This is a genomic window from Streptomyces sp. SM10, assembly GCF_002910915.1.
Classification (GTDB): Bacteria; Actinomycetota; Actinomycetes; order Streptomycetales; family Streptomycetaceae; genus Streptomyces.
Genome location: NZ_NEUF01000160.1, coordinates 1 through 12,513, shown reverse-complemented (window position 1 = coordinate 12,513; position 12,513 = coordinate 1). Strand labels below are relative to the sequence as shown.

The following is a 12,513-nucleotide window of genomic DNA, read 5'->3' as shown; positions in this document are numbered from 1 at the left end:
GAAGCCAGCGCGGGCCCGCCCTGTCAACGGGGCGCGTAGGGGGAGAAGGGAATTGCGGGGGACAGGGCACCCTCGGCCGGAGCTCGGCAGGCGTGGTTCGAGCGGCGGTCCGGGGCGGCGGGAGTTCGGCGGGCACGGTTCGAGCGGGGGCCCGGGGCGGCGGGACAGGGGGACGCCGGACGCCGGGGCCCGGTGTCAGGAGTTCAGGATGCGGGCCTTCTCGGCGGCGAACTCCTCCTCGCTGAGCACCCCTTGCGCCTTGAGTTCGGCGAGCTGGGTGAGCTGGGCGACCCGGTCGGTACCGGCCGCCGGTGCGGCTGCCTGCGATGCGGCGGGTGGGGGTGCGGCGTACTGCTGCTCCGCCGCCATCTGACGTTGCGCGTCATGTCGCTGCACCCGGTTGGAGACCGTTGTGGCGGTTCCCGAGATCACTGCGGTGCGGGCGATGGTGCCCAGCAGGCCGGGCCGTCCGAATCGCTGAATCATGACTGGCCGTCTCCTTCGTCTCGTGGGTTCAGTTGCCGTCGAGGGCGGCGATGGCTTCGATCACGGTCTCCCGGGGGATGCGTTCGAGCATCACCACCTCACCCTTGGAGTCCCGCACCGCGGTCGCGAGCCGACGGGCCCAGGTGTTCTCCCAGGCCATGACGAGCGCCGAGCAGTTGGGCGTCAGGGATTCGGAGACGGTCCGCAGGTCCTCGTCGCTCAGGAGGTCGAACTGCTCGTCCGTCACCTGCTGCAGGGTTTCGGCCACGGCCGGGTCGGTCAGCTCGACGACGGTGACGGAGCCGTCCTCGGCCTTCGAGACGAACGCCAGGTCGAGGATCCGCACCGTCCGGTCCTGCTGGAGCTCTCGGAGCGCCGGGACGATCTCCCCGTTGAAGTGGTTGCCCTCGAAGGCAACCACGGAGACATCCACCAGGCCGACGGTGTCGGCATTCAGGCCACTGGGCATCGGGTGGGCCGCCTTCCGTGCTTCATAAAACGGATCAAATCGCATCACAGGTTGCCGTATGGAGGTGGCTTGGTGGCGCGCGACCCGCCGGTCCGCAGGTTTCAGGGGCCCGTCTCCTGTCCGTGCCGTTCGGGACCGTCCCGCCCAGCGGGCTCCGGAACCGGTTCTCGGCCTCCGGGGCGACCGGTAATGGCTCAGTAACGGCCCTTCCCTAGCGTTCGCACCCTCCCGTACCGTCCCAGGAGGAGCACCCTGATGCACCTGCCCCGAACCCCCCGGCGCAGATCTGCGACGTGGGCGACGGCCGCCCTCACCGCGACCGTCCTGCTGACCGGCGCCATGCCCGCCGTGGCCGCCGCCGACAGCGACCCGTCACCGAAGATCGATTCCACCCTGCTCGACGCCGTGGACAAGGGCGGCGAGGCGTCCTTCTTCGTCGTCCTCAAGGACAAGGCGGACCTGTCCGGCGCCAAGAAGCAGAAGACGCACGCCAAGAAGGCCAAGGCGGCGTACGAGGAGCTGCGCTCCGAGGCCGACAAGAGCCAGGCCTCGCTGAAGACCTTCCTCGACAAGAGGAAGATCGGCCACCAGGACTACTGGATCGCCAACACCGTCAAGGTCACCGGCGGTCAGACCCTCATCGACGAGCTGGCCAAGCGGTCCGATGTGGCGTCGATCGTCAAGGAGCGGACCTTCAGGCTCGACGACATCGAGACCTCCGACAAGAAGGTCACCACGTCGCGCGCCACCGCCCTGGGCACCGACTCGTCCGCCGACGGCACCGACGCCCCGGCCTGGGGCGTCTCCGACGTCAAGGCCGACCAGGTCTGGGACCAGTACGAGGACCGTGGCGAGGGCATCGTCATCGCCAACGTCGACTCCGGTGTGCAGTACGACCACCCGGACCTGGTCGCGAACTACCGCGGCAACAACGGCGACGGCACCTTCACCAACGACTACAACTTCTACGACCCGACCGGGCTGTGCACCACTGCCGCCCCGTGCGACAACCAGGGGCACGGCACCCACACCATGGGCACCATGGTCGGGAAGAACGGCATCGGTGTCGCACCGAACGCGAAGTGGATAGCCGCCAAGGGCTGCGCCGGCGAAGAGTGCCAGGACACGGACCTGCTCGCCGCCGGCCAGTGGATCCTCGCGCCGACCGACCACAACGGGCAGAACCCCCGCCCGGACCTCGCCCCGAACATCGTCAACAACTCCTGGGGCGGCGACGACAACACCTTCTACAAGGACATCGTCGAGGCGTGGAACTCCGCGGGCATCTTCGAGGCGTTCGCGGCCGGCAACGACGGCGACGGCGTGACCTGCTCGACGACCCACCCGCCGGGCTCGCAGGTTGCCTCCTACGGTGTCGGCGCCTACGACGTGAACGGCAAGATCGCTGACTTCTCCGGTTTCGGACCCTCGCCGATCGACGGCGGAGCGAAGCCGGACATCGCGGCCCCGGGTGTCCTGGTCCCCTCGACCTGGCCGGGCTCCTCGTACAACACCATCAGCGGAACGTCGATGGCCACCCCGCACCTCGCCGGTGCGGTCGCGCTGCTCTGGTCGGCTGCTCCCTCCCTGATCGGGAAGATCGACGAGACCCGCGCACTGCTCGACGAGGGTGCCCGTGACGTCGACGACACCCACTGCGGCGGCACCGCCGGCATGAACAACGTCTGGGGTGAGGGCAAGCTCGACATCCTCGCCTCCGTCGACAAGGCCCCGCACACCGCGGCCACCGTGACCGGCACGGTCACCGACAAGGCGAGCGGTACGGCCCTGAACCACATCACCGTCAAGGCCACCGACGCCGCCGGTGCGGTCCGCACCGTCACCACCTCCGTCGACGGGACCTACCGTCTGCCGCTGCCCGCAGGCACGTACGACTTCGCCTTCACCGGCTACGGCTACAGCACCGGCTCCGCCCAGGGCGTCACCCTCGCCGAGCAGCAGTCCTTCACGCAGGACATCGCCCTGGCCTCCGTGCCGTCGCACAAGGTCTCCGGCACCGTCCTCGACGTCACCGGCAAGGCCCTGGCGGGCGCGAAGGTGGAGCTGAACGGCACCCCGCTGCCCGCCGCCACCACCGACGCCAAGGGCGGGTACACCTTCGACAAGGTCGCCGAAGGCACCTACAGCCTCGCGGTCAAGCCCACCGCCCCCGTGCTCTGCAACGGCGTCTACACCGGCGGTGCCACCGTCACCGCCACCGGACTGACCAAGAACGTCCAGGTCCCCAACCGCACCGACAGGACCGGCAACACCTGCGCCCCGGCCGCCTACTCCTGGATCGCGGGCACCAAGAAGGTCGCCCTGTCCGGTGACGAGGACTCCGCCACCATCGCGCTGCCCTTCCCGGTCGAGCACTACGGGGTGTCCTACTCCACCGCCTCGGTCACCACCGACGGACTGGTCAACTTCCTGTCCCCGCGGGTCGGTGACTACAACAACACCGCCCTGCCCACCACCGGCGCCAACGGTGTCAAGGGAATCGTCGCCCCGCTCTGGGACGACCTGACCCTCGACAAGAAGTCCACCGTCCAGACCGCCACCACCGGCACCAAGGGCGACCGCACCTTCGCCATCGTCTGGAACAACGCCGCCTACGCCAACGGCACCACCGGCCGCGCCACCTTCGAGGCCGTCTTCGACGAGGCCACCGGCGCCATGACGTTCCAGTACAAGACCGTCGCCGACCAGGGCGCGGGAGCCACCGTCGGCATCGCCGACCAGGCCGGCACCGACGCCCTGCAGTACTCCTACAACCAGCCCGTGATCACCGCCGGCACCGCCGTCACCTTCACGCAGGGAGCCAAGTGATGAGAGCCCACCACTCACGGCGGGCGCTGGCGCTCGCCTCCGGTCTGGTCGCGGCGGGCCTGTGCCTGACCGCCGTCCCGCAGGCCATGGCCGCCGACACCGACAGCGGTTCGGTCATGAAGCTGACCAGCACCCAGGCCAAGAAGCTCGCCGCCGATGTGACCCTCGACCCGTACGTCAAGGCCGAGGACACCGCCGGCACGGAGAAGGACGGCGACTCCGCCGCCGCGCCGGAGGCCGCCGCCGTCGACCCGACCACCAAGGTCACCATGACCGCGAAGTCCACGCTGGAAGGCGTGCGCGGCATGGGCGCCACGGTCCCGGCGGGCAGGAACGGCGACTACTACTCCGTCAACAGCATGGGCTACGTGCAGCTCCACGCCGCCGACGGCAGCCAGAAGTGGTCCCGCACCAGCAGCTCGTTCTACCCGGACTGGCAGGTCAAGCCGCTCCAGGTGTGGCGGGTCGAGCCCTACCCGGCGCAGATCCTCATGGGCTACAACGCGGTCTCGCCCTTCGCGCCCAACTCGGACTCCGGGTACTCGACGGGCGACCTGACCGGCGACGGCGTCCCGGACCTCGTGTTCTCCGCCCAGGTCGGCACCAGCCCGTATCCCCGGGCGTTCACCTCGCCCGGTTCGGAGCTGAACAGCGGCACGTTCGTGACGGTCCTCGACGGGAAGACCGGTACGACCGTCTGGTCGAAGCTGTACAACCACGCCTCCATGGTGAAGATCGTCGACGGCACCCTGCTGGTCGCCGACGCGCCCCGGATGAGCGGCGACGCGAAGGTTCCGGCAGACGCGACGGCCACGCTGACGGGCATGCGCTTCTCGTCCGGCCCGGACGGCAAGCTGACCCCGGCGTCCACCTGGACGTACGACACGAAGGAAGCCCGGTACGCGAACTGGGGCGACATCCAGGACCTCGGCAAGGGCAAGGTCGTCGTCTCGTGGAACCTGAGCAAGGCCGAGGGAGTCGACGGCCGCGGCCGCACCGCGGTCCTCGCGGTCGCCGACGGCTCGGTCACCTGGCAGACCGACAGCATGCTGTACAACCGCAAGATGCGTCTGGACGCCGGACGCAAGCGGATCGTCGCCGTCGAGCAGTCGGACGCGACGGACGCGGTGCACTACGAGGTCGCGTCCTACGACCTGAAGACCGGTCACCGTGCCACCCTGCAGGCCCGCGACAACGTCATCCCCACCGCACTGACCGTCGGTGACCTGGGCGGCAAGGCCGGCGACGAGTACGCCGTCGCCGAGTCCGTCCTCGACGAGAACTACATCGTCAGCGCCAGCACCGTACGCGTCGTCAACGGGGACAGCGCGGACAAGCTCCGGTGGTCGAACTCGGTCAAGCGGGACAGCGACGACGGCGGCAGCGCGCCGAACACCTTCGGTCTGTCGGTCGCCGGCGGCAAGCTGGTCATGTCCGGCCAGGACAACGATCAGTTCGACGTGCCCGAGAACCGGGGCGGCACCCGCTACGCGTCGCTGACCGTGTTCTCCGGCAAGGGCGACGTCAAGTGGCAGTCCAAGGGCGTCGCCGGCTCGGCGATGTACCACGACGTCTACAGCGACGCCCAGGGCACGCATGTGCGCCTGATCGACCCGGCGCAGAACATCCGGACGTTCAAGCTCCCCAACGGCAAGGCGGAGAGCGTCACACCGCTCCGCGGCGACATCTCGCACGCCGCGAGCGCCGACCTGAACAAGGACGGCAAGAACGACCTGATCATGGGCGGATCGTCGAACGGCCTGTGGGCGTACTCGGGCCCCTCCGTCGTGAACGGCTCCAAGCCCGAGAAGCTCTGGCAGGCCACCCTGCCCGGCGCTGTCCACGACATCGAGACCGGCGACGTCAACGGCGACGGCAAGCCCGAGATCGTCGTCGCGGCCGACACCGCCACCGTCGTCCTCAACGGGAAGACGGGCAAGACGCTCGCCACGATCGACGGCGCCGGACAGTACGTCCGCACGGCGAAGCTGGCCGACCTCGACGGCGACGGCGAGCAGGACATCCTCGTCCCGACCGACGCACTGCGCGCCTACTACGGCGACGGCCACGCCCTGTGGACGTACGACGCCCCGGCGGACGCGGGCGACGTGCAGTTCGCCGACCCGTCGGTGAACGACGGCCGGGTGTACGCCTCGTACGCCAGCGCAGGCGCGCTCGACCTGACCACGCCGGTGACGAACGCGGTCGCGCTCAACGCCAGGACGGGCAAGGCCCGCTGGTCGGCCGCGCCGAAGGCGCCGGACAGTGCGGTAGGCGGGATCCGCACCGCGGTCCCGAACGAGGGTGTCTTCGCCTCCAAGGAGATCCCGTACGCCGACGGGCACGCGGTGGTCTACGCATGGGCGGTCGACGCACCCCTCAATATCGACGGCACCGCCATGATCAGCTCGCAGAACCTGTTCGAGATCCGCGACGGCCGCACCGGTGAGGTGCTGCACACCTGGATCTCCGGCGGTCTGTGGACGCACAACAGCTTCTTCGCCAAGGACGGGGCGCTGTACGAGGGTGGTGTTGCCTCGTTCCGGCGGTTCGGCGCGAACGGCGACGACAAGAAGCAGGGCGTCTCGCCGACATCGTACGGCGGCGGCTTCCTGACCGGACCGGGCGGGCGTGATCTGCTGGTCGCCGGCGTGGACGGCGGCCTGTACGTCTGGGACCCGAGCATCCTGGACTCCGAGGACACCTGGGCAGGGTCCGTCGGCCAGATCCCCAGCCTCATGGGTGCCCACGGCTACTTCTCCGGCGACCTCGACGGGGACGGTGTCGACGAGGTGCTGTCCCTCAACAACGACCTCGGCGGTCGCGACCGTGTGACCGGTCTGTTCGGTGGCGGGTACTACTCGGGCAGCTATGCCATCCACCAGGTGACGGCGTACAAGCTCTCCTGACCGGCGCTGTCCTGAACCGAGCTGCGTGACGGAACCCCCCGGGCCTCGCCCGGGGGGTTCTCCGCATGCTCGGTTAGAGTTGCGCCCTCATGAACGCGCAGCAGGCAGACAGCACACATTCGGCCAACCCGCTGCTACGTCTGCGCCTATTCGGTGGTTTCGTGGCGACACGTGACAGTGGTCCCGCGCCCGCTGAGCGCTGGACGCGCCCCAGCGCCCAGACCCTCGTCAAGCTGCTCGCCGTCGTGCCCGACCACCAGCTCCACCGCGAGCAGGCCATGGAGCTCTGCTGGCCGGATGCCGACCCCCAGTCCGCGACCGGCAGTCTCCGCGTCGCCCTCCACGCCGCGCGCCGTGCGCTGGAGCCCGAGCTGGTGCCCCGCGCCACCTCCTTGTACCTGATAGCCGACGGCTCCCTGCTGCGACTGAATCCGGCCACCGTGCGGATCGACGCGGACGATGCGGAGACCGCTGCGCGGGCAGCCCTCGCAGCGCAGGACGCCGACGCCCTCGCCGCCGCACTCGTCCTGTTCACCGGGGAGCTGCTCCCCGAGGACCGCTACGCGCCCTGGGCGCAGTCACGTCGCGACCAGCTCGTCGCCCTGCGCGAGGAGGTGCTGCTCGCGCTCGCCGCCGCGCACCTGGCCCAGGGCTCCGTCGGCGAGGCGATCGCCGTGGCCGAGCAGGTGCTCGCCGACAGTCCCGCGGAGGAGCTGGCCCACCGCATCCTCCTGGGGGCCTTCCTGCGGCAGGGGCTGCGGCGGCGGGCGATCCAGCAGTACCACCTCTGCCGCCGGCTCCTCGACCAGGAATTCGGGGTGAGGCCCGGCCCCGAGACGGAACGCCTCCACCGGGAGGCGCTGGAGCCGGGACAGGCCCCGGCTCCGTCCCTCCCCTCACTGCCCGCACTTCTGCGGGCGCCCGCCGCGATACCGCTCCACGGCCGGGACGACATCCTCGCCGCTCTCCTTGCCGAGGAGGGGCCCCCGGTGAGGCTGCTCACCGGCGAGGTGGGGGTGGGCAAGACCCGGCTCGTGGGCGAGACCGCCCGACGCGCGGCGGCCACGGGTACGGCCGTCCTGTGGGGTGCCGGGCACGACGAGGAAGGGCACACGCCCTACGGTGTCTTCGCCGAGGCGCTCGATGCCTGGCTCGCGGAGCGAGACGTCGGGCACAGGGCCAGGATCGGGACGGAGTACCCCGAACTGGCCTCCTTCCTCCCGTCTCTCGGCCGGGTGCGTGACGGGGGCGGGCGCAGCCCCGAGGAGGAGCGGGACAGGCTGTTCCGGGTCACCTCCGCCCTGCTGGCCGAACTGGCCGCCGCCCACCCCGTGCTCGTCGTCCTCGACGACCTGCACGCCGCCGACACCGGCTCGTACCAGCTCCTCGGCCATCTGGCCCGGCGGGTGACCGACACCGGGATGCGGCTGCGTTTCCTCGTCACCTGCCGGGAGGAGGAGCTGCCCGACGGTGACCCGCGCCGGACCGGACTCGTGTCGATGCTGCGGCAGGGGCTCGCCGTGCGCGAGAGGGTGGGGCCCCTGGACCGGGACGCCTGCCTGGCGGTCGTCCGTGACGCGACACGGGCGGTGCCCGCCCCGGCCACTTCGGACGGGGACACGGGAGCGTCACCCGAATCCGTTACGCGCCCCGCTCCCGACCCGCGGATGAGCCGCGTCTGGGAACTCTCCCTCGGCAATCCGCTCTACGCCGTCGAACTCGCCCGGGGACTCGGCGACGGTCTGCCGGCCGCCGTCGCGTCGGACGGAGTGCGGCAGCTGGTGGGGGAGCGGCTGGGCCGCCTCGACCCGGACACCCGCCGTGTCGTCGAAGCGCTGTCCGTCGCCGGCGGCGAGGCCGCACTGTCCGAACTCCTCGACGTGGCGGCGAACGGCCTGAGCCCCGCCGTCTCCGGGCCGGTCGCCGCCGACGCCCTCGAACGGGCGGAGGCCGCCGCGCTCATCGAGGAACGGCAGGTCGTCGTCTCCGGGCGCCCCGAGGCGGGCGTGGCGTTCCGCCACCCCCTGGTCCGTCTCACCTGCTACGACCGTCTCTCCGCGATCCGCCGCCGCCAGCTGCACGGCGCCTTCGCCCAGGCGGTCCTGCGCCGCCGACCCGACGCCGTCGACGCCCTCGCCTCGCACTTCGCACGCGCCGACGACTCACGGGCCGCCGAGTACCTCCGCCGGGCGGCCGAACGTGCGGCTGCCCTGTACGCCAACGACAGCGCCGACCGCTACTACCGGGACCTGGTGGACCGCCTCGACGTCGACGCGGCCCGAGCCCGGCTCGCCCACAGCCAGGTGCTGCGCAGGATGGGGCACTTCGCCGAGGCCGCCGAGGTGCTCCGCCTCGCGCTCCACGAGTTCGTACGCCGCGCCGACCACGACGACACGGTGCTCGCGGCCGCCCGGCTCGCCGAGACCCTGGTCAAGACCGGGGCTCCCGACGCGGGCCGCCAGGTGCTCCGGGACCACCCGGTGGGCCCGGACACGGCGGCCGGACCGATGGCCGACCACTTCCTCGCCCTCTCCGTGATCTGCGGCGTCCAGGGGCTGTACGTCGAGGGGTTCGAGGCCGCCAGGAGAGCCCTGGACGCCGCGCGCCATGTGACCGGGGCGCAGGGCCAGGGCCTCACCGCCCGCTGCTACACCCTTCAGGCCAGGAACCTCGCCCTCGCGGGCCGCTTCGACGCGGCGCGCGAGGCCGCCGACCACGCGCTCGCTCCGGCGGAGGCCTACGGGGACCCGACGCTGCTGGGTCTGGTCCTGTCGACCCTGCGGGAGAACGCACGCCGTGGCGGCCGGCTGCGGGAGGCCGTGGACATCGGGCAGCGCGCCCTCGAACTCGCCGAACGGTCCGGTGACCCGACCGCCGCGGCCTTCGAAAGGGCCAACCTCGCGGAACTGCGGCTGATGCTCGACGAGACCGAGGAAGCGCGGGCCCTCGCGGAAGCCGCCGTCGCGGGTGCGGAGCCCAACGGCGCCTGGTGTCTGCCGTACGCCCTCGCGACCCTGGCGCTGGTGCGCATGCGCTCGGGTTCCCTCGCGGAAGCTGCGTCCCTGCTGGACCGGGCGGAGCGCTCCGTGGGTGTGCCCGGGGACCAGCAGGCCGACTTCGAGATACGCGCGGCCCGGGCCGAACTGGAACTGCGCCAGGACCGCCCGGAGTCGGCCCTGAGCGCCCTCGGGGCCTTCACGGATGACGCGCCGGTGCTGACGGCCTGGGGCGAACTCCGCTCCGGCCGCGCGGACACGGCCAGGGACCTCGCCTCCGCGGAGGCGGTACGGGCGGAACGCACGGGCGAACGGCTCGCGGAGGTGGACGCCAGGGTGGCCCTGGCCACCGCGCTGGCCCGGCTCGGCCGTACCGACGAATCCCGGGAGGCCCGCGCCCGCGCGGAGGCCGTGGCGGTGGCGCTGCCGTACCCCGCGTGGATACGACTGGCGGAACTCGCACCCGGCCAGGGTGGCCCTGTGGGGCAGTGACGCGGAGGGACCGCACGCGCGGCGTGCCGGCAGGCGCCGGTCTCGTCCACCCGCTCCGGCGCGCGGGCGGGCGCCGTGCCGGTCGCCCGAGTGGGCGGCTGCGCAGCCGCCCAGCTCCGAGAACCCTCCGGCGCGTCAGTCGTTGTACGGATGCTCCCCGAGGCCGGGATCCCGCACCGGTGCCCCAAGTCCCCTGAGGTGCTGAGTCGTTGGTCGTGGCTCATATGATGGAAAGTAATAGCACGATCGGTCGTTTAGTTTTATGCTCGTCCTCATGACCACTCGACCCGCGACCTCCCGGCTGCTGCGCACCCGCTGGCGCTCCGGCCCCGTTGCACTGGCTCTGTGTCCCGTCGTCGTGAGCGTCACCGACTTCACCGCGACGAGCCATCCGCAGGCGGGGGTGATCGCTCTCACGGGCCTGCGCCTTCGCCGGACCTGGCCACGGACGCCGGGGGCGCTCGGCATGTGGCTGTGGGCCGAGGTGGCGGGCAGGCGCTCGGGTTCGGTGAGCGTGTGGCGCGACGAGGTCGCTCAGGGAGTTCGTGGGCCGCCCCGACCACATCGCGGTCGTCCGGGCCCACCGGGGGAGCGGCACCATGCGGGCCGCCGCATGGGAGGCCGAGGACTTCGATCCGGACGCCGTGTGGGGCCGGGCCCGCGCCCTGCTCACCGGTAGCACTCCCTGGCCGCAGGGCTTCGTTCGTCAGGAGGACGCGTGATCAACTTCGTGGAGCTGGACCGCATCGCCGCACTGGAGACGTTACGCCTCGTACGCGGCGCGGCCGCCGCCGCTGCCGAGGAGGGAAAGGGGACCTGGGGTCGGCCGACCCCCTGCGCCGGCTGGACCCTGCTCGACCTCCTCGGTCACATGGCGGCGCAGAATCACGGCTTCGCGGCGGCCGCGCGGGGAGAGGGCGGGCTGCCCGCCCACTGGCGGGTGCCGGACATCGCCGCCGATCCGGCAGGCGCCTACGCGGAGTCCGTGGCCGTGCTCATCGTGCCGTTCGCCGAGGCGGGCGGCACCGAGAAGGAGTTCGTGCTGCCCGAACTGGGCCGCTCGCTCCCCGGCAGGGTGGCCGTGTCGTTCCACTTCCTCGACCTCGCGGTGCATGCCTGGGACCTCGCCCGCACCCTCGCGCTGGAGGTGCAACTCCCCGACACTCTCTGGGAGTCGGCCCTGCACGTGGCGCGCCGCGTGCCGGTCGGCGAGGAGACGCGCGGACCCGACGCCTTCTTCGCCCCGGTCCGGCCGGTGTCCGGGCGGGTGACCCCCCTGGCGGAGACCCTGGCCCTTCTCGGGAGGAGCGCCCACTGGTCTCCCGAGCCGCCGGGCAGCCACTGACCCCCAGTCAACCGCAGAGTTGCGCATCGCCCTGACGGGGGAAGGGTCGAAAGTTTCGGAAGGTGTGCGGATGCCGGTGCTCCATCCCTCCCGGATCGTGCCTGCCGTGGGGCAACAGCTCAGGTGGGAGGCACCTTGCTCGCGGTGAGGTCGAGTTGGATTCGGGCTCACCGTGCGCGTGAGTGGGGACAGCCCCCGTTGAGGCGACCCCGGTGGTGTGGACACTCTGGCAATGGATCTTGCAGATCCGAGGAAGGGTGTCCTGGTGGGACGGAAGTCTCCGTATCCGGCGGAGTTCAGGAACGATGCCGTCGCGCTGTATCGCGCGGCGGGTGGGAAGCGCACGTATGCGGCGGTGGCGGCGGATGTTGGGGTGACCGGCGAGACGCTGCGCAGTTGGGTACGCCAGGCCGATGAGCAGGCGGGCCGCGGTATCCGTGACGAGCCGGTCGCGGAGGGCGGGGATGAGGAACTGGTCCGGCTGCGGGCGGAGAACGGCCGGCTACGCAGGGCTGAGAAGGAGTGGGAAATCGAGCGGGAGATCCTGCGCCGGGCGGCCCAGTATTTCGCGGAGGAGATGAGGGCATGACCCTCCGCTGGGGCTTCATCTCCGACAACCGGGCCGACTTCGGCGTGCAGCGGATATGCCGGGTGCTTCAGGTCTCGCGCTCGGGCTTCTACCGGTGGATCGCCGGCGCGAAGGCCCGCGAGGTGCGGCAGGCCGCCGATGATGCCCTGGCCGCGGAAATCCGCGAGATCCACACCGACCACAAAGGAACGTACGGAGTGCGGCGTGTCCATGCCGAGCTGCGGGGCCTCGGACACACGGTGAACCGTAAGCGCGTCGAGCGGCTCATGCGCAGGCACGGGCTGGAGGGCCTCCATCTGCGGCGCTGTAAACGCACCACGGTCCCGGACCGCTTCGCACCCCCTGCCCCGGACCTCGTCCAACGTGACTTCTCCGCCGGGCAGCTGGACGAGAAGTGG

7 protein-coding genes and 1 pseudogene are annotated in these 12,513 nt (G+C 71.3%); 6 read left to right on the top strand and 2 right to left on the bottom strand.

Annotated features, from left to right (window positions below; all coding sequences use genetic code 11):
- Positions 1-195 precede the first annotated feature (195 nt).
- Both B9S57_RS25635 and B9S57_RS25630 read right to left on the bottom strand, forming a co-directional pair.
- Positions 196-486, bottom strand: a complete 291-nt coding sequence (locus B9S57_RS25635; RefSeq protein WP_103759593.1) for an SHOCT domain-containing protein — start codon at positions 484-486, stop codon at positions 196-198.
- Between the two features lie 28 nt (positions 487-514).
- On the bottom strand, positions 515-955 hold the full coding sequence (locus tag B9S57_RS25630; protein ID WP_103759592.1) for a DUF6325 family protein: 441 nt from the start codon (positions 953-955) through the stop codon (positions 515-517).
- A 255-nt stretch (positions 956-1,210) separates the two neighbouring features.
- On the opposite strand from B9S57_RS25630, the gene B9S57_RS25625 reads away from it, so the two are divergent.
- The 6 genes and pseudogenes from B9S57_RS25625 to B9S57_RS35805 form a co-directional block, all read left to right on the top strand.
- A complete protein-coding gene (locus B9S57_RS25625; protein WP_181011466.1) occupies positions 1,211-3,784 on the top strand; it encodes a S8 family serine peptidase in 2,574 nt (857 codons plus the stop codon).
- Entirely contained in the window at positions 3,784-6,693 is a 2,910-nt protein-coding gene (locus tag B9S57_RS25620; protein ID WP_103759591.1) for an FG-GAP-like repeat-containing protein, read from the top strand. The genes B9S57_RS25625 and B9S57_RS25620 overlap by 1 nt, the downstream gene beginning before the upstream one ends.
- Before the next feature lie 89 nt (positions 6,694-6,782).
- Complete coding sequence (locus B9S57_RS25615; RefSeq protein WP_103759590.1) at positions 6,783-10,181, top strand: BTAD domain-containing putative transcriptional regulator; 3,399 nt, start codon at positions 6,783-6,785, stop codon at positions 10,179-10,181.
- 545 nt (positions 10,182-10,726) lie between these two features.
- Complete coding sequence (locus B9S57_RS34610; RefSeq protein WP_181011465.1) at positions 10,727-10,903, top strand: hypothetical protein; 177 nt, start codon at positions 10,727-10,729, stop codon at positions 10,901-10,903.
- Positions 10,900-11,526: a TIGR03086 family metal-binding protein gene (locus B9S57_RS25610; protein WP_103759589.1), complete on the top strand. Its 627-nt coding sequence runs from the start codon at positions 10,900-10,902 to the stop codon at positions 11,524-11,526. Before B9S57_RS34610 ends, B9S57_RS25610 begins: the two co-directional genes overlap by 4 nt.
- A 265-nt stretch (positions 11,527-11,791) precedes the next feature.
- Positions 11,792-12,513, top strand: a pseudogene (locus B9S57_RS35805) (IS3 family transposase); the annotation flags it as partial.